This window comes from Massilia sp. Dwa41.01b, from assembly GCF_014171775.1.
Classification (GTDB): Bacteria; Pseudomonadota; Gammaproteobacteria; order Burkholderiales; family Burkholderiaceae_D; genus Telluria.
Genome location: NZ_CP050454.1, coordinates 899,220 through 921,543 on the forward strand (window position 1 = coordinate 899,220; position 22,324 = coordinate 921,543).

The window sequence follows — 22,324 nt, forward strand, 5'->3', positions numbered from 1 at the left end:
CCACCTGCAGCCCGCAGGTCCATGCCCCGCGCGGGCCATCGTGAGTCCACGCCGCCCGCGCCGCCCCTCCGCGAACCCGCGCCATGGTAAGCTGCCTGCCATGTGCCAACTGCTTGCAATGAACTGCAATGTCCCGACCGACATTGTGTTTTCCTTCACCGGCTTCGCCCACCGCGGCGGCCGCACCGATACCCACCACGACGGCTGGGGCATCGCCTTTTTCGAAGGCGCCGGCGTACGCCACTTCGTCGATCACCAGGCCGCCATCGCCTCGCCGATCGCCGAGCTGATCAAGCGTTACCCGATCAAGTCCACCAACGTCATCGCCCATATCCGCAAGGCCACGCAGGGCAGGGTCGCGCTCGAGAACTGTCACCCCTTCGTGCGCGAACTCTGGGGCCGCTACTGGGTCTTTGCCCACAATGGCGACCTCAAGGAGTTCCAGCCGAACCTGGACGGCGCCTTCCGCCCGGTCGGCACCACCGACAGCGAACTGGCCTTCTGCTTCCTGCTGCAGGAATTGCGGCGCCGCTTCGGCGACATGCCCCCCGCGCTGCCGGCCCTGCGCGCCGCGCTCGCGGAACTGGTACAGGCTGTCTCGGATTACGGCACCTTCAACATGATGCTGTCCGACGGCAGGGCGCTGTTCGCGCATTGCTCCACCAAGCTGTGCTACGTGGTGCGCCAGTATCCGTTCACCGCCGCCTGCCTGTCCGACGAAGACCTGTCGGTCGACTTTTCCCAGGTGACGACGCCGAACGACCGCGTCGCCATCATCGTCACCGAGCCACTCACCACCAACGAAACCTGGACGCCATTCGCGGCGGGTGAATTGCTGGTGTTCGTGGACGGGGCGCCGGTCGCGCCGGCCTAGTGCCGGGCACTTTTTTCGTGCACGTCGATGCCGAAAAGCCACTAATTGCCGAGAATCAGGTAGAGTGATCGGCTCTACCTGACCACCGGACCGCAATGACCGATACCGCCAGCCTCGACCAGGCATCCCAGCCTCTCCAGCTGCGCAATTTCTTCCTGGCGCGCCAGCCGCTGCTCGACCGCAACGGAGCGCTCTTCGGTTACGAACTCCTGTTCCGCAATACCTCGGCAAACGAAGCCGACATCGATTCCGACCTGTCGGCCAGCGCCGGCGTCCTCGCCCACGCCGCCCAGCTCGGCCTGGCGCGCGCGGTGGGCGATGCCCAGGCCTTCCTGAATGTCGACACCGAAGTGCTGATGAGCGACATCTTCGCCTTCCTGCCGCGCGCGAGCGCACCGTGCTCGAACTGGTGGGCACGGTGGAGGCAAGCGAGCCGGTGCTGTGGCGCCTGGCCGAGCTGACCGGACACGGTTTCCGTTTCGCCGCCGAAGCATCACGCCATGGCAGCCGCCTGGGCCAACTGTTGCCGCTCATCGACTTCGTCAAGGTCGACCTGCGTGCGATGCCGGCGGCGACGATGCTGGCGCTGGTGCCGCGCCTGCGCGGCACGGGCAAGCGCCTGATCGCGGAGAAGGTCGAAAGCCAGGCCGAGTACAAGACCTGCCTCGACCTCGGCTTCGATTACTTCCAGGGCTTCTATTTCGCGCGGCCCTCGGTACTTACCGGACGCAAGCTGTCGCCCTCGCAGCAAGCCCTGGTCGAGCTGATGAACCTGGTCATGTCCGACGTCGACAATATCGACATCGAACGTGCGATCAAGCGCGACATGACGCTCTCGATCAACCTGCTGCGGATCGTCAACACGCCGGCGGCCGGCCTGCGTCAGCGTATCGATTCGCTCAGCCAGGCCCTGCTCGTGCTCGGACGGCGCCAACTGCAGCGCTGGCTGCAGATCATGCTTTATGCCGAGCCGGGCACGCGCGGGCCCGGCCATACGCCTCTTCTGATGCTGGCCAGTACCCGTGCGCGCCTGATGGAATTGCTGGCCCAGCGCCTGCGCCCTGGTCAGCGCCAGGTGGCCGACATCGCCTTCACGGTCGGTATCACCTCCCTGATGGACACGCTGTTTTGCGTGCCGATGGCGGACCTGGCCGAACAGATGGGGGTGAGCGACGAGGTGGCGGACGCGCTGCTGCGCCGCACCGGCTTCTTCGGCGAATTGCTGCGCCTGGCCGAGTCTTTCGAACAGATGGAAGAGGGCGGCGACGTGCTGCCGGCACTGCGCGAACTGGCCGCCAGCGGCGACGACCTGGCGGAACTGGAGATGGCGGCTTTCGAGTGGAGCGAGCAGGTGGTGCGCTACGCGCTGTAGAGCGCCTCACCAAGGTGAAGCCGCACGCGCGATGCGCGCGCCCTCCAGCCCAGCGTTGCGTCGCCTCGCCGTACTGTTGTACTGTCTGCGACGACGCGCCTTGCTCTGAAGGTTTTGTGGGGCGCTCTGGCCACCGCCGGTGGCGCCGCCGCGCGCAGACGAACGAGATAAACAGAGGTGTGATGGAAATGCTGCTGGAAGTGTCAGGGCTGGCCAAGTCCTATGGTGCGCGCCGCGCCGTCGATGGCGTGTCCTTCCGCCTGCGCGCCGGCCAGACGCTCGACCTGATCGGTCCGAACGGCGCCGGCAAGTCGACCACGGTCGGCATGCTGTGCGGCTTGCTGCGCCCGGATGCCGGCGAAGTGCGCCTCGGCGGGGTTGCCGTCGGCCCCGGCGTCAACGCGGCCAAGCGCCGCATCGGGCTGGTGCCGCAAGACCTGGCGCTGTACGAGGACTTGCCGGCCCAGGACAACCTGATGCTGTTCGGCGCCCTCTACGGCATCGGGCGGAGCGAAGCACGGGTGCGCGCCGCGCGGGTGCTGGAGCAGGTGAACCTGCTCGACCGCGCGCGCGAGCGGCCCGCCACCTTCTCGGGCGGGATGAAGCGGCGCCTGAACATCGCCGCCGCCCTGATGCACGCGCCCGACCTCTTGATCCTCGACGAGCCCACCGTCGGCGTCGACCCGCAAAGCCGCAATGCCATCTTCGACATCCTCGAAGCTCTGAAGGCCAAAGGCTGCGCGCTCGTCTACACCAGCCACTACATGGAGGAAGTCGAACGCCTGGCCGACCACATCGTCGTCATCGACGGCGGCAAGGTGCTGGCCGACGACACCCCGGCCGGCCTGCAGCGGCGCCTGCCATCGCAGGCCGCGCTGCACGTCGAACTGATCGATCCGCCCGAGGCGGCATTGCTGGCCGGCCTGCGCGCATTGTCCGGGGTGACGGGCGTGCACATCGACGGCGCCCACCTCGAGATCGGCCTGGCCCACGAGAGCGACGCCCTGCCGGTGATGGGCTGGCTGGACCGTTCCAGCTGCCGCACGCAGGGCTTCGCCACCGCGCGCACCCGTCTCGAAGACATCTTCCTTCACCTTACCGGACGCAGCCTGCGCGACTGACATGACCGCCTTTCTCGCCCTGGTCCGCAAGGACCTGATCCTGTTCGTGCACGACCGCCGCGCCCTGCTCGTGAGCCTGGCGCTGCCGATCATCATCGCCACCTTTTTCGGCTTCCTGTTCGGCGGCGGCGACAAGCAGAACAGCGCCATCGAACTGGCCCTGGTGATGGAAGACGACAGCGGCACCGCCAAAGCCATCGCCGCCGGCCTGGAAGCGGACCCTGGCCTGGCGCTGGTGCGCATGACGGCGCAGCAGGCGCGCCAGGCGGTGCGCACGGGCGAACGCAAGGCCGCCATCGTCATCCCGGCGGGCTTTGGCGAAGCGGCCAGCGGCGCCTGTTCGGTCCGGCCGAGAAGCCGGAAATCGGCCTGCTGTACGACCCCTCGCAGCCGGCCGTGCTGTCGATGGTCAAGGGCATGCTCACCCAGCAGGTGATGCAGGTGGTATCGAGCGAGATGTTCGGCGGCCCCGGTGGCCGCGAAGCCACCGAGCGCAACCTGGCCATGCTGAAGGAACAGCCGGAATCGGCTGACACGCTGGCGCTGCGCGACATCCTCGTCAGCGTGCAGAAGTACCAGGCCTTGCCGCAGCCGACCGACGGCGCGGCCGCCGCGCGCGGGATGTCGGTGCCGTTTACCACCAGCGACGAAGGCGTGGGCGGCGGCAAGCGCGCCGGCCCGGAGGGCTACAACGCCTTTGCCCATGCGTTTGCCGGCATGGGCGTGCAGTTCCTGCTGTTCATGGGCATCGACATGGGGGCGGGCCTGCTGCAGGCGCGCCGCAGCGGCGTCTGGAACCGCCTGCTGGCCGCGCCCGTGCCGCTGTCGACCCTGCTGCTGGCGCGCGCCGCCTCGAGCGCGCTGATCGCCTTTGGCGTCATGTGCGCGATCTTCGCCTTCGCCGTGCTCGTGTTCGATGTGGAGATCGCCAGTGTCGCCGGTTTCGCCGGCGTCGCGCTGTGCTTTGCACTGGTTACCGCCAGCTTCGGCGTCCTGATTGCCGCCTTCGGCAAGACGCCGGAGGTGGCGCGCGGCCTGGCGCTGTTCGCCACGCTGCTGATGGTGATGCTGGGTGGCGCGTGGATGCCGTCCTTCATGTTCCCGGTCTGGCTGCAAAAGGCCTCGGTGGCCGTGCCGACGCGCTGGGCGGTGGAAGGGCTGGACGCGGTCACCTGGCGCGGCCTCGACCTGGACGCGGTGATGCCGGCGATGGCGGCGCAGCTGGGCTTTGCCTTGCTGTTTGCGGTGCTGGCCGTATGGAAGTTCCGCCGTATAGAAGATTGAGAGCGCCTGAAAACGCCTCATGCCGGCGTTGCACCGTCTTGCCGTACTAGCGTACTGTCTGCGACGGTGCGCCTTGGCCTGAGGCGTTGTCAGACGCTTTCTGGTAGCGCCCGTAAAACCCTCAGGCGAGCCTGCTCAGCCCGTTGTACCGATCCACTGCTGGTGCAGGTCGGGATCGGTGCGCATTTCCCATAGTCCGAGCACGATGGCCGCGATGCCGACAACGAGCATGCTGGTGCTCATCGGGCGGTCGGGCACCACGCCGACCAGCCAGGGCGACACCGCCACCCAGGCACCGACGAGGATATTGACCAGCACTGCCCAGATATAGGTCTTGTAGAGATCGAAAGCGGCAAGAACGGCCATGATGCCGCCGGCAATGAATGCATTGATTGCGGGGGGCGAATAGCTCGGATAGCCCATCGCCCAGGGCGAAACGAAGAGCCAGAGTCCCAGCAGCAGGATGCCCTGGTCCTGCCAGCGCCGGGTAGCGAGGTGCATTGCCATGATGTCCTCCCTGCATGTCCTTCTCCTGATGAGGGCCGAGGCCCCACGGAATTAGGCAATATTTAACGGGAAAAGTTCAGCGCGCATCGCGTCGCCGCTGCGTGGGAGGCAGCCCGGCGCACGAGAGCGGTGGAGATAAAAATGCCTGGGGACGAGCGATCGTCCGCTAGGCATTGTTGCGTTTGCGGCCCGGTCGGGCCACGGCGCTCAGGACAGGTTCGGCGCCAGGTGGCGTTCGACCTCGCTCTTCTCCATGCCGCGGCGGCGCGCCATGTCGCTTACCTGGTCGTCGCCGATTTTGCCGACGACAAAATACTTCGAGTCCGGATGGGCAAGATAGAAGCCGGACACCGCCGCGCCCGGATACATGGCATATGACTCGGTCAGCTGCATGCCGATCTCCTCGGCCTGCAGGGTCTCGAACAATTCCTTCTTGACCGTGTGCTCGGGGCAGGCCGGGTAGCCCGGGGCCGGACGGATACCAAGATATTCTTCCGCGATCAGCTCGGCGTTGTTCAGGTCTTCGCCCGCCGCATAGCCCCACAAATCGGTCCGCACGCGCTCGTGCAGGTACTCGGCGAAGGCCTCGGCCAGGCGGTCGGCCAGCGCCTTGAGCATGATCGACGAGTAGTCGTCGTGGGCATCCTCGAAGCGCTGCTCGTGCTTCTCGATGCCGAGACCGGCGGTGACGGCAAACATGCCGATATAGTCGGCCACGCCGGACGCTTTTGGCGCGATGAAATCGGCCAGGCACTGGTTCGGACGCTGCACGCCGTCCACCACGGGTTTCACGCCTTGCTGGCGCAGGCCGTGCCAGGTGAAGGCCACTTTCTCGCGGGTTTCGTCCGTATAGATTTCGATGTCGTCGTCGTTCACGGTGTTGGCAGGCAGCAGCGCGATGGCGCCATTCGCCGTGAGCCAGCGGCCCTCGATGATCTTCTTGAGCATCGCCTGGCCTTCCTCGAACACTTTCGAGGCCGCTTCGCCGACGACTTCGTCGGTGAGAATGGCAGGGAAAGGACCGGCCAGGTCCCAGGTCTGGAAGAACGGACCCCAGTCGATGTAGCGCGAAAGCGTGCCGAGTTCCACGTTCTTGAACACGCGCCGGCCGATGAACTTCGGTTTCACCGGTGCAAAGTCCAGCTTGGCCTTGTTGGCGCGCGCCTGCTCGAGCGTGACCATCGGCAGCGCCTTCTTGTTGGCGTGCTGCTCGCGGATGCGTTCATAGTCGGCCTTGATCTCGGCCATGTACTGCAGGCGCGATTCCTCCGTCAGCAGCGACTGGCCGACCGACACCGAACGCGAGGCGTCCGGCACATAGACCACCGGGCCATCGTAGTGCGGCGCGATCTTGACGGCGGTGTGGGCGCGGCTGGTGGTGGCGCCGCCAATCAGCAGCGGGATGCCGCGCTCGCGGAACCACGGGTCGCGCTGCATCTCGCGCGCGACGTGGGCCATTTCTTCCAGCGAGGGCGTGATCAGGCCGGACAGGCCAACGATGTCGGCATTCTCTTCCTTGGCCTTGGCGAGGATGTCGGAGCAGGGCACCATCACGCCCATGTTCACGATCTCGAAGTTATTGCACTGCAAGACCACCGAGACGATGTTCTTGCCGATGTCGTGGACGTCGCCTTTCACCGTGGCGATCACGATCTTGCCCTTCGGTTTCGCCACGACGCCGGTGCGCTCTTCCTCGCGCGCCTTTTCTTCTTCGATATACGGCACCAGGTGGGCCACGGCCTGCTTCATCACGCGCGCCGATTTCACCACCTGCGGCAGGAACATCTTGCCCTGGCCGAACAGGTCGCCGACGACATTCATGCCGTCCATCAGCGGGCCTTCGATCACGTGGATCGGGCGGCCGCCGCTACTGGCCACGGCCAGGCGTGCCTCTTCGGTGTCTTCGACGATCCACTGGGTGATGCCGTGCACCAGCGCATGTGCCAGGCGTTTCGCGACCGGGGCATTCCTCCACTCGAGGTTCTGCTCCTGCTTGCCGCCGCCGGCCTTCAGGCTGCCGGCGAATTCGATCATGCGCTCGGTCGCGTCCTTGCGACGGTTCAGCACCACGTCCTCCACACGCTCGCGCAGCTCCGCCGGCAAATCGTCATAGACGCCGACCATGCCGGCGTTCACGATACCCATGGTCATGCCGGCCTGGATCGCGTGGTAGAGGAATACGGTGTGGATCGCTTCGCGCGCCGGATCGTTGCCGCGGAAGCTGAACGAGACGTTGGAAACGCCGCCCGACACTTTCGCGTGCGGCAGGTTCTTGCGGATCCAGCGGGTGGCATTGATGAAATCGACCGCGTAGTTGTCGTGTTCCTCAATGCCGGTGGCGATCGCGAAGATGTTCGGGTCGAAGATGATGTCTTCCGGTGGGAAGCCCACTTGCTCCGTCAGCACGGTATAAGCGCGCGCGCAGATTTCCGTCTTGCGCTCGAAGGTATCGGCCTGGCCCTGCTCGTCGAAGGCCATCACGATGACGGCGGCGCCGTAGCGGCGGCACAGTTTCGCCTGGCGGATGAATTCCGCTTCGCCTTCCTTCATCGAGATCGAGTTGACGATGGCTTTACCTTGCACGCATTTCAGGCCCGCTTCGATCACGCTCCACTTCGAGGAGTCGATCATGATCGGCACGCGCGAGATGTCCGGCTCCGAGGCGATCAGGTTCAGGAAGCGCGTCATCGCCGCCTGCGAGTCGAGCATCGCCTCGTCCATGTTGATGTCGATAACTTGCGCGCCGTTCTCGACCTGCTGGCGCGCCACCGACAAGGCCTCGTCGAACTGCTCGTTCAGGATCATGCGCGCAAACGCCTTCGAGCCGGTAACGTTGGTACGCTCGCCGACGTTCACGAAGAGCGAGGATTCGTCGACCGTGAACGGCTCCAGGCCCGACAGGCGCATGGCAACCGGCACGTCCGGCACCGTGCGCGGCCTGGCGGTCGAGAGCAGCCCGGAGATCGCCTGAATGTGCTCGGGCGTCGTGCCGCAGCAGCCGCCGGCGATATTGATGAAGCCGGCGTCGGCGAATTCGCGCAGCAGGGCCGAGGTGTCGGCGGGCAGCTCGTCGAACCCCGTGTCGCTCATCGGGTTGGGCAGGCCGGCGTTCGGGTAAATGCAGACAAAGGTATCGGCGATTTGCGCCAGCTCCTCGGCGTACGGGCGCATCAGCGCCGCGCCCAGCGCGCAGTTCAGGCCGATGGTCAGCGGCTTGGCGTGACGTACCGAATTCCAGAAGGCCGGAACGGTCTGGCCCGAGAGGATGCGGCCGGAAGCGTCGGTGACGGTGCCCGAGATCATGATGGGTTTGCGGACCTGCTCGGGATGCTCGTCGAAATACAGGTCGATGGCGAACAGCGCGGCCTTGCAGTTCAGGGTATCGAAGATGGTCTCGACCAGCAGCACGTCGACGCCACCATCGACCAGGCCGCGGACCTGCTCGTGATAGCTCGCGACCAACTGATCGAAGGTGATGTTGCGCGCTGCCGGGTCGTTCACGTCGGGCGAAATCGAGGCCGTCTTCGGGGTCGGCCCGAGGGCGCCGGCGACGAAGCGCGGTTTATCCGGCGTGCTGTATTTGTCGCAGGCGGCGCGCGCCAGTTTGGCGGCCTCGACGTTCATCTCATAGGCCAGGTGGCCCATGTGATAGTCGTCCTGGGCCACGCTGGTGGCGCCGAAGGTATTCGTCTCGATCAGGTCGGCACCGGCGGCAAGGTAGCGCTCGTGGATTTCCTGGATGACCTGCGGCTGGGTCAGCGTCAGCAGCTCGTTGTTGCCCTTGACGAAGAGTTCGCGATGTCCCGCGCTTTCCGGTGCGGCGAAGGCGGCGAAACGGCCATCCGGGCCGCCGCGGTAAGCCGTTTCGTCGAGTTTGTATTGCTGGATGATGGTGCCCATCGCGCCATCCAGGATCATGATGCGGCGCGCGAGGATCTCGCGCAGCTGGGTTTCGATCGGGGAGAAGGTGGCGTTCGGGGCAGTCATCGGTCGCTTTCTGGAGGCTGGCCACCTGGGACGGCGGCACGAATGGGGCGGTCTGAAATTATACGTCAATGCCGGGCATTGTTTTCCGGACCGCCGGGATAGTCGGCAGATTGTATCGTTATGTATTTATGCGCCCGATTGTTACACGACGTTACAAATCGTGGCTGTTTCGCAATTTTGCCGATACATACAGCGGTGACAATGAATACATGCCATGAGAAGTGTGGCACGTATTAACACGGGATCGAGAGCATGAACAAAGAGTACGAACCAGATTGGGACCAGTCTGCACTGCAAAGCCACGTTGTGGCTGCTCCTTCGAAGCACCAGCCAAGCGGTGTGAAGCAGATCGTCACGATCCGCCTCGACGTCGACATGTTGGAATGGTTCAAGGCGGCCGGTCCAGGTTATCAGACCCGCATCAACCAGGTCTTGCGCGAACACATGGACGCGCAACGCGCTGCGGTCGCCAGCGCCGAGTAAGCGCTAGTAAGGTGCAAGTGCAAACGCGTCCGAGGGGCGCGTTTTTCGTTTGTGGGGGATAGGTGGGGTTCGCGCTGCTGCGCATGTCATTTTGCAGGCGCTGGTGGTATGCCGTCGGCATGGCCAACTCGGTGCGGATGTCGGCGTGGGCACAGTGTGCCCACCCTACGGTTGTACGGATGTCCGGGTAGGCAGTCGTGACAGCCGGGGCTATCAAGGCGGGACTACCCATGCATCACGCGAACTGCAGGCCTTCGAGCGGGAAGCCCTTCAGGAATTCCGCGGCAGCCAGGCGCTTGCCGCCGGGCTTTTGTAATTGCAGCAGACGCAGCGCGCCTTCGCCGCAGGCCACCACGATACCGTCGGCGTCGGCCGCCAGCACTTGTCCAGGCGTGCCCCTGCCATCGGCAAGCTTTGCCTCCCAGATCTTGATCACAGTGCCATTGAGCGTGCCTTGTGCGGCGGGGAAGGGGTTGAAGGCACGCACCTTGCGCGCGAGCACGGGCGCCGGCAGGGTGAAGTCGAGCCGGGCTTCGTCCTTGCTGATCTTGGCCGCATAGGTCACGCCTTCCTCGGGCTGCACGGTTGCCGGCAGGTCGCCGCGCGCCATCCGTCGGAGTGCCTCGACGATCATCCTGCCGCCGAGCCCGGCCAGCTTGTCGTGCAGGGAAGCGGTGGTATCGTCCTGCCCGATCGCGACGCGCTCGATCAGCAGCATCGGGCCGGTATCCAGGCCTTCCTCCATCTGCATGATGGTCACGCCGGTCTCGACGTCGCCACTTTCAATGGCACGGTGGATCGGCGCGGCGCCGCGCCAGCGTGGCAACAGCGAGCCGTGGATATTGATGCAGGGTGCGATATCGAGCGTGCTGCGCGGCAGGATCAGGCCATAGGCCGCCACCACCATGGCGTCGTAGTCGAGTGCCACCAGGCGTTCATGGGCGGCGCGCGCTTCCTCGGCACGCTGCGGGTCTTTACTATCCATGCGCAGCGACAGCGGCTGCAGCACCTCGATGCCGTGCGCCAGCGCCAGCTGCTTGACGCTGGAAGCCTGCAGCTGCATGCCGCGGCCGGCCGGGCGGTCGGGCTGGGTCAGCACCGGGGGAATCTCGAAGCCGGCCTCGATCAGCGCGCGCAGGGCGGTAGCGGCAAATTCCGGCGTGCCGGCGAAGACGACTTTCATCGGGCGGCCGTTCAACGACGGCCGGCGGCGCGCATGGCGGCCTCGCGTTCCATGCCGCGCTCTTCCTTCTGCAGCTTGGCCTTGATGCGGTTGCGTTTCAGCGGCGACAGGTATTCAACGAAGACCTTGCCCATCAGGTGGTCCATCTCGTGCTGGATGCACACGGCCAGCAGGCCATCGCATTCTTTCTCGAAAAACGCGCCTTTCGCGTCCTGCGCACGCACTTTCACGCGCGCCGGACGTTCCACGCCGTCATAGACGCCGGGCACCGACAGGCAGCCTTCGTCGTAGACCTGCTTTTCTTCGCTGGCCCAGGTGATTTCCGGATTCACAAAAACGATCAGCTCGTCGTGGGTCTCGCTGATGTCGATCACGACCACGCGTTCGTGCACATCGACCTGGGTTGCGGCCAGGCCGACGCCGGGCGCGTCGTACATGGTCTCGCTCATGTCGGCCACGAGCTTGGCGAGGCGATCGCCGAATTCGGTCACCGGCTTGGCGACCTTGTGCAGGCGGGGATCGGGGTAGCGCAGGATATTCAGGAGAGCCATGGCAGCTTCTTTAATAACAGTTCGATAAGGATAGTGGGAAACAGGCAATAGATGGGGTGCGAGAACAGAAATGCAACACGCAACCTGGTCAGCAGGACGCGGTTTGTCTTGCTAGTTCAAGGATTTGTGTGCAGAATTTGATTCAGTTCGGCAACTCTTCGTGATCCGCCACTGCGATCAGGGGAGCGTTCGATCGTGCTGTCTCTTGCGCCGCGGCTGGCCGAGTGACGGGCAGCCAGCTATTCCGTTGTCAATGCCGCATTTTACGGACGTCTTCAATGAAAAATTTTAGCACAGTCATGACCCGCGCTGCAGGCGCGGCGCTCGTCGCGTGTGTCGTGGCGGGTCCTGTGCAGGCCGCCGATTGCGCCTTCAAGCCGAACGCGCCAGACCAGCACGTCGTCGTCAAGCGCGATACGCTGTGGGACATTTCGGGCAAATTCCTCGAGCATCCATGGTGCTGGCCCCAGGTCTGGGGCATGAACCGCGATGAAATCCGCAATCCGCACTGGATCTATCCGGGCCAGATCGTGTATTTCGACCGCAAGCATGGCCGCCTCTCGCTGACCAAGCCGGGCGACGATTCCGGCGCGCCGCTGCAGCGCCTGTCGCCGCAGGTGCGCAGCGAGGCCTGGAGCAGGCGGCGATCGACACGATTCCCGCCGGCGCCATCGAGCCCTACCTGACCCAGCCGCTCGTGGTCGACAAGAACGCGCTGGCCGGCGCGCCGCGCATTGCCGCTTCCGAGGAAAGCCGTGTCTACCTCGGCGATGGCGACCGCGTCTATGTCCGCGGCAACCTGCAAGGCGCAACCGACTTCCAGGTATTCCGTCCGGGCGGTCCGCTGCGCGACCCGCAGACCCGCGCCGTGCTGGCCTACGAGGCGAGCTATCTCGGCACCGTCAAGCTGGTCAAGGCCGCAGTGCCGGGCGTGGACGTGCATACCTTTATCATCACCAGCGCAAAGAGCGAGATCGGCGTAGGCGACCGTCTGGTCCCGACGCCGCCGCCAAGCTTGCGCAACTATGTGCCGCATGCGCCGCAACGGCAGGTCGACGCGCGCGTGATGTCGATTTATTCGGGCGTGACCCATGCCGGACAGAGCCAGGTCGTCACTGTCAATCGGGGTTCGCTTGACGGACTCGATGTCGGCTCGGTGCTGCGTCTCTATCATTTCGGGAAGACGGTGGCCGACCCGGAGCGCAAGGGTTTCATGGGCTTCGGACGCGCCAAGTTGAAGCTTCCCGATGAACAGTACGGCAACCTGTTCGTCTTCCGTGTGTTCGACCGTGTTTCTTACGGCCTGATCATGCAAGTAGCGGCGCCGGTGGAAGTCGGCGACGTGGCCAAATCACCGGAGTAAACCCGCCGTGCAGGACACGGACCCCACCCCCGCCAGCCGCCTCGCTCTCCTTACCGACTGGCTGCGCCTGCAAGGCGCGAGCGGGGTGGGGCTGCAGGGCGCGCATGCGCTGCTCTCATGTTTCGGCTCGCCCGGTGCCATCTTCGCGGCCGGGCATGCGGACCTTGCCGCACAGGTCGGCGAGCGCCTGGCGCGTGCGCTCTGCGCGCCGCCCACGCGCGCCATCCTCGAGCAGGCCGACGCCACCGCTGCCTGGTGCAGCCAGCCCGGCCACCATGTCGTCGTGCTGGGCGATCCCGCCTATCCGCAGGCACTGTCCCACATTCCCGATCCGCCGCTGCTGCTCTATATAAGGGGCGCATCGACCTGCTGGCGCGCCCGGCCCTGGCCATCGTCGGCAGCCGCAATGCCACGGCCCGGGGCAAGGCGAATGCCGCCGCCTTCGCCGCCGCGCTCAGCGCTGCCGGCGTCTGCGTGGTGTCGGGCCTGGCGCTGGGCATCGACGCAGCCGCGCACGAGGGCGCACTGCGCGGGCCGGGGGCCACCGTCGCCGTGATCGGCACCGGCGCCGACCTGGTTTATCCGGCGCGCAACCGGGCGCTGGCCGAACGCATCGCGCAGGAGGGCTGCATCGTTTCCGAATACGCGCTCGGCACGCCGCCCACGCCCGGCAACTTCCCGCGCCGCAATCGCATCATCAGCGGCCTGTCCGCCGGCGTGCTCGTGGTCGAAGCGGCGGCCGCCTCCGGTTCACTGATTACCGCGCGCGTGGCAGGCGAGCAAGGCAGGGAAGTGTTCGCCTTGCCGGGTTCCATCCATGCGCCGCTGGCGCGCGGTTGCCACAAGCTCATACGCGAAGGCGCGCGCCTGGTTGAAACCGTCGACGAGATCCTCGAGGCCATGCGCGTGTCGCCCCTGGCCTGCATTGAGCCTGCAACTGACACTGCCGTGCCGCTCGATGCGCAGTGCATGCTGGTGTTGAAAAAGATGGGACACGACCCATTCGAAGTCGACAGCCTGCTGTCTCACAGTGGCTTGCAGATCGGGCAGCTGAGCATGGCGCTGCTCGCACTCGAACTGGCCGGCATGGTGGAGCGCCTTCCGGGTAGCAGGGTGCAGCGCGTGGTCGGGGCAACGGGGGGTGCGCTGGCGGGGTGACGGCGGCGCAGACCATCGGTCAGGGAAACGCATCATGCTGCCCGAATAGCCATCGGAAAAGCCATGTCATCCTGATCGTTACTTACACGGCTATATGAACCGATAAGGCTGAAAAACGACGAAATCTGTTCGCCGCATGCCCGTGCACGCAGCAAGCTTGTACGCGTGCGAGCTTAGCTGCTACAGTAGCGTCACTATGTTCGACATCCTGGTCTACCTCTACGAGACGTACTATCGTCCCGAAGCCTGCCCCGAGCCGGCTGCCCTGGCACGCAAGCTCTCCGCCGTCGGCTTCGACGACTTCGAGATCTGCGAGGCCATCGATTGGCTCACGGGTCTTACTGAAATGGCCGGCGAAGAACTTGCCGACGTGACGGCCTCCACCGGCATGCGCTATTACGTGGACGAGGAATACATGGAGCTTGGCAGCGATGCAATCGGCTTCATCCAGTTCCTTGAAAGCGCCAAACTGCTCACGCCGGTGCAGCGCGAAATCGTCATCGAACGCGCGCTGGCCGTGGACGAATCGCCCGTCACGCTGAGCAAACTCAAAATCATCATCCTCATGCTCATGTGGACCCAGAACAAGGAACCGGACGCCCTGATCTTCGACGACCTGTTCGGGTCGGACGACGAGCAGATCCCACGGATGCTGCACTGACATGAATCCCTCACCTGCCGCCATTGCGGCAGGTGTCATTTTGGGCCTGCGCATCGTCCACCGGCCCTGTCCTTCCGATTCAAGCAGCCGTGATGCCGGCCGCCCGATCCGAGACGGCCAGTATCACTTGCGCGCTCAAGTGTTATCCTTGCCTCCGCCGGAATTGGCGCTGCCGTAGCTGGATGCCGGCTGTTCGGGATGGCCGCGGTTTTCCGAGCCCTGGTCACCCGACTGGCGCGAACCCGGACCGGCGGGCGATTCCTGCGAGCCCGCGCGCTGGTTCTGCTCGAGGCCGCCGTAGCCGGACTGCTGCGACATGCCCAGGCGGTCTTCCTCGGCGCGTGCCTGCATGCGCTGTCCCTTCTGGCGCGCGCTCCATCCGCCTCCCCGGGTGCCGACACCGCCGCGTCCGCGGTCGCGCTGGCCACCGACGCTGGCCTGGTCGGCGCTCAGGTTTTCAGATTGCATGTTGCCGGAGGGACGCTGTTCGGAATTGGGCGTCCACGATTGCGAATTCGGTGCCGACGCCGCCACCGCGCCAGGCGCACGGCCCTGCTGGCTGCCCTCGGCCACCGGCACCATCTTTTCCCGCGCCATGCTGCGGCCGTGTTCGTTCACCATGCCTTTGTGTTTGTCGCTCATGGTACTTTCCTCCCGTAAAACGGCGTGGCCCGTGCACGCCAACGGGACGATCATGCGCGCGCAACCGTGGCACTTGTATCGGAATCGTGTCCGGACCGATGTAGGAAAGCGCCCACTTCACGGCGGCAAGGCATGAAGCGCGCACACAACATTGTCCCTTGCTAAGGGCGCGCGGGGCGACGCAAACGGCTTGCACGACACAAGCATGGTGCAGAGGCTACTTGCGAACAGCGCGATAACGCGCTTATCATTGGCCGCTCATTCAGGACTGTTACTACTAAGAACCTACCCGCGTAACAGAATTGCGGCGCAGTTCGCCGACGCGGTCCGGCCGCCAAGCATGTATGATGCGCAGGCCACACACCTAATATAAGTACGACGAGAAACTTTATGACCAAAACCCTCATCATCGCCGAGAAGCCCTCCGTCGCGAATGACATCGCCAAGACGCTGGGCGGCTTCACCAAGCACGATGAGTATTTCGAGAACGACGAATACATCCTGTCGTCGGCTGTCGGCCACCTGCTGGAAATCGCGGTGCCGGAAGAGTACGACGTCAAGCGCGGCAAATGGAGCTTCACGCACCTGCCGATGATTCCGCCCCACTTCGCGCTGAACCCGATCGCGAAAACCGAGTCGCGCCTGAAGGTGCTGAACAAGCTGATCAAGCGCAAGGATGTCACCACCCTCATCAACGCATGTGACGCCGGGCGCGAGGGCGAACTGATCTTCCGCCTGATCGCGCAACACGCGAAAGCCAAGCAGCCTGTGAAACGCCTGTGGCTGCAGTCGATGACGGCCAATGCGATCCGCGAAGGCTTCAAGCAGCTGCGCAGCGACGAAGAGATGCTGCCGCTGGCCGACGCCGCGCGCTGCCGTTCGGAAGCGGACTGGCTGATCGGCATCAACGGCACCCGCGCCATGACCGCCTTCAACTCGAAGGAGGGCGGCTTCTACCTGACCACCGTCGGCCGCGTGCAGACGCCGACCCTGTCGATCGTGGTCGAGCGCGAAGAAAAGATCAAGAAGTTCGTCCCGCGCGATTACTGGGAAGTGCGCGCCGAGTTCGTCTGCGCCGCGGGCGTCTATGAAGGACGCTGGCTCGACCAGAACTTCAAGAAGGACGAGAACGATCCGGAAAAGCGCGCCGAGCGCCTCTGGAGCAAGACGGCCGCCGATTCGATCGCCGCCGCCTGCCGCGACAAGCAGGGCGTGGTCACCGAGGAATCGAAGCCGACCACCTCGATGGCGCCGGCCCTGTTCGACCTGACGAGCCTGCAGCGCGAGGCCAACGGCCGTTTCGGCTTCTCGGCCAAGAACACGCTCGGCCTGGCCCAGGCGCTCTACGAAAAGCACAAGGTGCTGACCTACCCGCGTACCGATTCGCGCCACCTGCCGGAAGACTATATCGCGACCGTCAAGGAAACGATGGTCGCGCTGGCCGACACGAATAACTACAACCAGTTCGCCAAGCAGATCACCAGGAACGGCTGGGTCAAGCCGAACAAGCGCATTTTCGACAACACCAAGATCTCGGACCACTTCGCCATCATCCCGACCGGCGTCGCCCCTAAAAACCTGACGGAACCGGAGCAGAAGCTGTACGACCTGGTGACGCGCCGCTTCATGGCCGTGTTCTTCCCGCCAGCCGAGTTCCTGGTCACGACCCGCTTTACCGAAGTGTCGGGCCACCAGTTCAAGACCGAAGGCAAGGTCATGACCAACCCGGGCTGGCTTGCCATCTACGGCAAGGACACCACCGGCGACGACAAGGATGGCGCCACGCTGGTCCCGGTCGCGAAGGGCGAGAAGGTGTTGACGGACAAGATCACCGCCAACGGCCTGGTGACGAAACCGCCTGCGCGCTACAGCGAAGCGACGCTGCTCTCCGCCATGGAAGGCGCCGGCAAGCTGGTCGACTCCGACGAGCTGCGCGACGCCATGGCCGGCAAGGGCCTGGGCACGCCGGCCACGCGCGCCGCCATCATCGAGGGCTTGCTGACCGAGAAATACCTGATCCGCGAAGGGCGCGAACTGATCCCGACGGCAAAGGCGTCGCAGCTGATGACCTTGTTGCGCGGCCTCGGTGTGAACGAACTGACGGCGCCGGAACTGACGGGCGAGTGGGAATACAAGCTGTCGCAAATGGAGAAGGGCAAGATCTCGCGAGAGGAATTCATGCGCGAAATCGCGCAGATGACGCAGATCATCGTCAAGCGTGCCAAGGAATACAACAACGACACGATTCCCGGCGAGTACGCCACCTTGCGGACGCCTTGCCCGAACTGCGCCGGCGTGGTCAAGGAAAACTACCGCCGCTTCGCCTGCACCAAGTGCGACTTCTCGATGAGCAAGACGCCGGGCAGCCGCCAGTTCGAGATCGAGGAAGTCGAAGAGCTGCTGGAAAAGCGCACCATCGGACCGCTGCAGGGCTTCCGCTCGAAGATGGGCCGTCCGTTCGCGGCCATCCTGCGTATCGTGCGCGACGAGGAAATCGGCAACTTCAAGCTCGAATTCGATTTCGGCCAGGACCAGGAGGGCGGCGAAGACGGCGAGGGCGTCGACTTCACCGGCCAGACCGCGCTCGGCCCCTGCCCGAAGTGCTTCGGCGGTGTCTACGAGATGGGCCTGGCCTATGTCTGCGAGAAGAGCGTGGCCAAGCCGAAGAGCTGCGACTTCCGCAGCGGCCGCATCATCCTGCAGCAGGAAATCCTGCCCGAGCAGATGGCCAAGCTCCTGAACGACGGCAAGACCGACCTGCTGCCGGGCTTCGTTTCGCAGCGCACGCGCCGTCCGTTCAAGGCCTTCCTCACGCGCGGCAAGGACGGCAAGATCAGCTTCGAGTTCGAGGAACGCAAGGCCAAGCCGGCGGCCAAGGGCAAGGCCGCGGCCGCGAGTGGTGCTGACGGTGCCGATGGCGCCGAAGCGACGGCGCCGATCAAGGCCGCCGCACGCAAGTCGCCAGCCAAGGCCGCCGCCAAGACGGCCGCCAAGCCCGCCGCCCGCAAGGCGCCGGCCAAGACCGCCGTCAAGCGCGCCAGTGCGTCGGCCAAGAAGGATGCGGCCGGCTGACCAGGACGGCGCAAACAAAAACCGCGGACTTGTTCCGCGGTTTTTTTTCGTCTGGACAGGGTAATGCCGCTAGGCCGGCGGCGGGCGCAATGCCTGTGTTAAGTACTCACCCAAAAATAAATGTGTTTTTGGCTTCCAGAACCGGCGCGTTGCTGCGTCGGCTCGTGCTTGCAGTGCTCGCACTGCGGCGCTCTCGCCGTCTTGCACCGCATCCGAACCGGCACGTCCGGTTCTGTTTGCCAAAATTCCCATTTATTTTCGGTCGAGTACTTAGCGGCGGCGGAAATAAAAAAACCGCGAGCCTTGCGTCGCGGTTGTGTGGGGTGCCTGCGCTGTTGCCCGGCGCCTTATTCCTGCCAGTCCTGCAGGGCGCGGATCGCAGCTTCTCCGTTGCGGATCGCCTTGACGCGGCGAACAACCTCGTCGCGCCACGCTTCCTCGGCATCGAGGTCGGCCGGGCCGTCGACGTCCTGCGACAGCAGGCGCAGTACTACATGCTTGTCTTCAGCGGAGAGCAGCTGAATCTTCTCGCAGATTTCGGCAAGCATGGTCGACATCGGTGTCCTCACTGGAAAACGGTGATTTGATCATAGCCCGAGTTCTATCGGCTGTCGACCGGAACCATGTTGTCTGTGGGTTTCTTGTCAATCAGCTTATGGTCCGGGTCGATGCCGGCCCGCGCCGGAGGGGCGTCGACGACGAAGCGCACGTCCTGGTGCCGCTCGCGCACCAGGCGCCGCTCGCGCACCAGAGGCTTGCCGTCGCGGTCGTCGACACCGAATTCGATGTAGTCGGCCAGCGCCGCGTCGTGCTCGGCCGCGCCGCCGACGCGCACCTTGCCCGCGCTGGCATGCAGGGTGACCTCGTACTTGCCGTCCGGCCGGCGCCGCGCTGGCGCTGTCGGCGCGGTTTTCATACAGCACGATCGCCTTGAACAGGTCGTCGACCAGGTAGGCCTTGTCCGCCGGCGCGGCCGCGCGCAGCGCCGTCGCCAGCGCGGTGGCCGCGGCCGTGCGTCCTGTTGCCGCCGGCGCCGTGCGCAGCATCTCGCGCAGCGTCGCGTTGAGCTGCTCTTCGCCCAATATATCCTGCAGCAGGTAGAGCGCCATGCCGCCCTTGCGCTGCTGCAGCCAGGCTTCGTCCATGCCCTGCATGAGCGGCTGTTCGCGGCCGAGGACGAGCGCGCGTCCCATCAGGTAGGCCTGCAGGTCGTGGCGCAGGTAGCGCCGCATCCCGGTCGAGCCCTCGCTGCGGCGCAGCGCCATCAGTGCCGTGTATTCGGCCAGTCCGTCCACCAGCGCGTCGCCGGGCAGGCGCTCTTCCCACCACTGGCGCGCGGTGCCATACGCGCCCATGTAGAGGGGGTAGTCGATGTCCCGGGCCGCGCCGCCGTCGACGCGGGCAATGAAGGCGCCATCCTCGGGCAGGGCCAGCATGCCGGGGAAAGCACGCGCGGGACCGGCATTGCGCGGCGTCTCGACCACGCGCAGGTCGTGCAGGCCATAAGGGCCGAACTGGCGCGTGCCGTAGTCGAGCACCGCGCTCGCGCCGCGCAGCAGGCCGTCGACGCTGTCGTCGTGCGCCGGCTGGAAGTAGGCGTCGAGGGCGACGTCCTGCCAGCGCTCGTGGCGCACCGCGTAGCGGGCCGACGCCACCGCGTAGCCGCCCGCGATCGGCTGCTCGACCCGGTAGTGGAAATGGCGCCGTTCGTTCGCGATCCATTCGCGTTCGAGCGCGCCGGGGCGATCGCCACCTGGTCGACCGTGGTGCTGACGATGGCACTGAAGCGCACGCTGGCGGCGGGGAGAGCGGCGCTGCTGGCGGGGCGCGTCAGGCGGTGGTGGCGGCGGTCGCGCGCGTCGCGCAGTTCCACCAGCGGCTGGTAGCCGATGCGTGGCAGCGCCTCGTCGGTGAACCAGGTGCCGTTGGCCGCCACCGGAGTATCGCTGCCGAAGCCGAACAGGCCGCCGGGCGCGTAGCTGAGGTCGAACTGCAGGGCCATGCGCGCGCCCGGCGCCAGCGGCGTCGCCAGGCGGTAATGGAAGAAGCCGCGCGCGCGGTCCGCCGTCACCAGGCGCGCCGGCAGCGACAGCCGCGCCACCAGGTCGGCACCTGGCTGCTGGTAGAGAACCAGGTCGGCCAGCGGCGCCGTGCCGCGGTTTTCCAGCTGGTACACGCCTTGCACGGCCAGCGTACGGCTGCGCGGATGGATGTCGACGCGCAGGTCGACCGCGACAAGGGCGGGCTGCGCCAGGCCGGCGAAGCGGCGGTAGCGGGTTTCGTAATCGGCGCGGCGCGCTTCCTCGCTGCGCGCCATGCGGTAGCTGCCGGCGACGTCCAGTTCGTACCAGGCCAGGGCGCCGCTGCCGGCAAAGAGCAGCAATCCGGCCGCAAAGGTGGCGAGGATGGGCAGCGTCAGGTGCTGGCGCGCCATGCGCAGGCGGCTGCGCAGCTCGGCATTCACGCCGTGTGGCCACAGCACGACCGTCAGCGCGAGCAGCACCAGGGCCGCGCCGGCCCAGTACAGTTCGAGCGTGCGCTCGAGCAGCAGGTGGTGGCCGAAGCCGTTCATGCTGGAATACTCCAGCTGCGGGAACACGCCGTACAGCAGCAGCGGGTGGTCGATCCCGCGGCCCTGGACGGCCGTGAAGCCGACGTAGAGCGCCACCAGCACCGCATAGCCGAGGTATTTGCGTGCGCACAGCACCTGGACGGCGATGGCAAGCACCGCCAGCAGGGCGTACTGCGGCAGCAGGATGGTGAACAGGAAGCGCAGGTACAGGCCTGGCTCGAGCGCGAAGTAGCCGCGCAGGAGCTGGCACAGCATCGCGCACAGCATCACCAGGAATAGCAGCAGCGCCTGCATCGCCACCAGTGCCAGCGTTTTCGACAGCGGCGCCAGCCAGGCCGGCACCGGCAACGCGTCGAACAGCTGGGCCACGCGCGCATCGCGTTCGCGCCACACCAGCTGGGCCGCGTAGAATGCGGTCACGACCAGCATGAAGCTGCTGAACATCTCGCGGATCAGGGCCAGCATGTTCCGGGTGACCGGATAGGTGCGGGCGCCGTGCAGGATGCCCAGCTCGAAAGTGCCGCCCGCCAGCATCGCCATCGCGACCAGGGCAATCAGGGCGAAGGGCAGGGTGGCCACCGTCTGGCGCAGGTGCAGGAGGGTGGTGCGCGCCAGCAGTGCCAGTGTGTTGCGGCGTGCGAAGTCGGGGCGCTCGCGGGTATGCACGGCCACCTGCGAGAGGGGCGTCGTTGCGCTGTCGGCGGGCGCGTCGGCGGCGCGGGTTTCCAGCATGCCGACCAGGTGCAGGCGCCAGTAGCCGAGCAGCAGCACGGCCAGGCCGAAGCCGCACCAGATCAGGCGGTTGACCAGGTACACGCCTTCCAGGCCGATGGGGCGTGCGTTGCGTTCGGCGGTCGGCCAGTATTCGGTCAGGCGCAGCACCGCCGTGGTCGCGAACGGGTCGATCAGCGCCGCCAGCGTCTTGTAGTCGAAGTCGCGCGCGAGCGAGGGGGCGATGGTGTAGCCGAGCATCAGGACGATGCTGGCCACGTACACCGGCAGCATGCGCCGCGTCAGCGCCGCCAGCACGAAGAAGATGGCACCGAAGACGAACAGGTTGGGCAGCAGCGTGAACAGCCAGGGCAGCAGGTAGGTGCCGAAGGCGGCGCCGCCGACGCGGTCGGGGTCGACGCCGGGCACCAGGCTGCCGAGCCACTGGCCGAGCAGGATGCCGCTGAAGATCAGGGCCAGCACCGGGTAGGCGCCGAGGAAGCGCCCGAACACGTAGGCGCTCTTCCTGACGGGCGCGCTGAAGAAGAAATGGTGCATGCCGTGCTCGAAGTCCTGCTGGATCGCGCGTCCCATGATGGCGGCCACCACGATCACGGCCGGGCAGCCGAGGAAGGCGGTCGACAGTGCCACCTGGCGCGGCGCGTCGATCAGCATGCGCGCGCCGAAGGCGACGATGGTGTCCTTGAACACGCCGCCCGCGGCCGCCGTCCACAGCAGGGCCAGCACGACGAAGATGCCGAAGCAGCTCCAGGCCAGCAGGCT

17 protein-coding genes and 2 pseudogenes are annotated in these 22,324 nt (G+C 65.7%); 12 read left to right on the forward strand and 7 right to left on the reverse strand.

Translation table 11 applies throughout. The annotated features are described in order from the left end of the window. The first annotated feature begins 100 nt into the window (after positions 1-100). From G4G28_RS04125 to G4G28_RS04140, 6 genes are all read left to right on the forward strand, one after another. Positions 101-874 (forward strand): class II glutamine amidotransferase, encoded by a 774-nt coding sequence (locus G4G28_RS04125; protein WP_182990948.1) that lies wholly within the window; start codon positions 101-103, stop codon positions 872-874. A gap of 95 nt (positions 875-969) precedes the next feature. Continuing rightward, positions 970-1,335: a hypothetical protein gene (locus G4G28_RS27935; protein WP_308601792.1), complete on the forward strand. Its 366-nt coding sequence runs from the start codon at positions 970-972 to the stop codon at positions 1,333-1,335. Beyond that, entirely contained in the window at positions 1,272-2,246 is a 975-nt protein-coding gene (locus G4G28_RS04130; RefSeq protein ID WP_308601793.1) for an HDOD domain-containing protein, read from the forward strand. The genes G4G28_RS27935 and G4G28_RS04130 overlap by 64 nt, the downstream gene beginning before the upstream one ends. Before the next feature lie 182 nt (positions 2,247-2,428). Next, positions 2,429-3,367 carry an ABC transporter ATP-binding protein gene (locus tag G4G28_RS04135; protein WP_183108075.1) on the forward strand — a complete coding sequence of 313 codons (939 nt, stop codon included), beginning with the start codon at positions 2,429-2,431 and terminating at the stop codon, positions 3,365-3,367. A gap of 1 nt (position 3,368) precedes the next feature. Then, entirely contained in the window at positions 3,369-3,803 is a 435-nt protein-coding gene (locus G4G28_RS25230) for an ABC transporter permease (RefSeq protein WP_229507885.1), read from the forward strand. Continuing rightward, positions 3,773-4,651: an ABC transporter permease gene (locus G4G28_RS04140; protein WP_229508056.1), complete on the forward strand. Its 879-nt coding sequence runs from the start codon at positions 3,773-3,775 to the stop codon at positions 4,649-4,651. The genes G4G28_RS25230 and G4G28_RS04140 overlap by 31 nt, the downstream gene beginning before the upstream one ends. A 135-nt stretch (positions 4,652-4,786) precedes the next feature. Here the strand turns inward: G4G28_RS04140 and G4G28_RS04145 are convergent, their stop codons facing one another. Together G4G28_RS04145 and metH are read right to left on the reverse strand one after the other, a co-directional pair. Beyond that, on the reverse strand, positions 4,787-5,158 hold the full coding sequence (locus G4G28_RS04145) for an SPW repeat protein (protein WP_182990951.1): 372 nt from the start codon (positions 5,156-5,158) through the stop codon (positions 4,787-4,789). A gap of 207 nt (positions 5,159-5,365) precedes the next feature. Beyond that, positions 5,366-9,076, reverse strand: a complete 3,711-nt coding sequence (gene metH / locus G4G28_RS04150) for a methionine synthase (RefSeq protein ID WP_374011301.1) — start codon at positions 9,074-9,076, stop codon at positions 5,366-5,368. A 408-nt stretch (positions 9,077-9,484) separates the two neighbouring features. On the opposite strand from metH, the pseudogene G4G28_RS28840 reads away from it, so the two are divergent. Next, positions 9,485-9,628: pseudogene (locus G4G28_RS28840) on the forward strand (BrnA antitoxin family protein); the annotation flags it as partial. 235 nt (positions 9,629-9,863) lie between these two features. Here the strand turns inward: G4G28_RS28840 and fmt are convergent. Continuing rightward, a complete protein-coding gene (gene fmt / locus G4G28_RS04160; protein ID WP_182990954.1) occupies positions 9,864-10,811 on the reverse strand; it encodes a methionyl-tRNA formyltransferase in 948 nt (315 codons plus the stop codon). An 11-nt stretch (positions 10,812-10,822) separates the two neighbouring features. Beyond that, positions 10,823-11,362 (reverse strand): peptide deformylase, encoded by a 540-nt coding sequence (gene def / locus G4G28_RS04165; RefSeq protein ID WP_182990955.1) that lies wholly within the window; start codon positions 11,360-11,362, stop codon positions 10,823-10,825. A 278-nt stretch (positions 11,363-11,640) separates the two neighbouring features. On the opposite strand from def, the gene G4G28_RS27940 reads away from it, so the two are divergent. From G4G28_RS27940 to G4G28_RS04180, 4 genes and pseudogenes are all read left to right on the forward strand, one after another. Beyond that, positions 11,641-12,048 (forward strand): LysM peptidoglycan-binding domain-containing protein, encoded by a 408-nt coding sequence (locus G4G28_RS27940; protein ID WP_308601794.1) that lies wholly within the window; start codon positions 11,641-11,643, stop codon positions 12,046-12,048. Positions 12,049-12,059: 11 nt separating this feature from the next. Next, positions 12,060-12,725, forward strand: coding sequence for a hypothetical protein (locus G4G28_RS27945; protein WP_308601795.1), 666 nt, complete (start codon positions 12,060-12,062; stop codon positions 12,723-12,725). A gap of 7 nt (positions 12,726-12,732) precedes the next feature. Continuing rightward, positions 12,733-13,883: pseudogene (dprA, locus tag G4G28_RS04175) on the forward strand (DNA-processing protein DprA). 196 nt (positions 13,884-14,079) lie between these two features. After that, entirely contained in the window at positions 14,080-14,544 is a 465-nt protein-coding gene (locus tag G4G28_RS04180; RefSeq protein WP_182990957.1) for a DUF494 family protein, read from the forward strand. Positions 14,545-14,679: 135 nt separating this feature from the next. On the opposite strand, the gene G4G28_RS04185 is transcribed toward G4G28_RS04180, so the two are convergent. Next, entirely contained in the window at positions 14,680-15,186 is a 507-nt protein-coding gene (locus G4G28_RS04185) for a hypothetical protein (RefSeq protein WP_183108076.1), read from the reverse strand. A gap of 390 nt (positions 15,187-15,576) precedes the next feature. On the opposite strand from G4G28_RS04185, the gene G4G28_RS04190 reads away from it, so the two are divergent. Further along, positions 15,577-18,258, forward strand: coding sequence for a DNA topoisomerase III (locus tag G4G28_RS04190; RefSeq protein WP_182990959.1), 2,682 nt, complete (start codon positions 15,577-15,579; stop codon positions 18,256-18,258). A 347-nt stretch (positions 18,259-18,605) separates the two neighbouring features. On the opposite strand, the gene G4G28_RS04195 is transcribed toward G4G28_RS04190, so the two are convergent. Together G4G28_RS04195 and G4G28_RS04200 are read right to left on the reverse strand one after the other, a co-directional pair. Further along, positions 18,606-18,815 carry an addiction module protein gene (locus G4G28_RS04195; protein WP_182990960.1) on the reverse strand — a complete coding sequence of 70 codons (210 nt, stop codon included), beginning with the start codon at positions 18,813-18,815 and terminating at the stop codon, positions 18,606-18,608. Between the two features lie 707 nt (positions 18,816-19,522). Continuing rightward, on the reverse strand, positions 19,523-22,288 hold the full coding sequence (locus G4G28_RS04200; RefSeq protein WP_229507886.1) for an ABC transporter permease: 2,766 nt from the start codon (positions 22,286-22,288) through the stop codon (positions 19,523-19,525). Between the last annotated feature and the right edge of the window lie 36 nt (positions 22,289-22,324).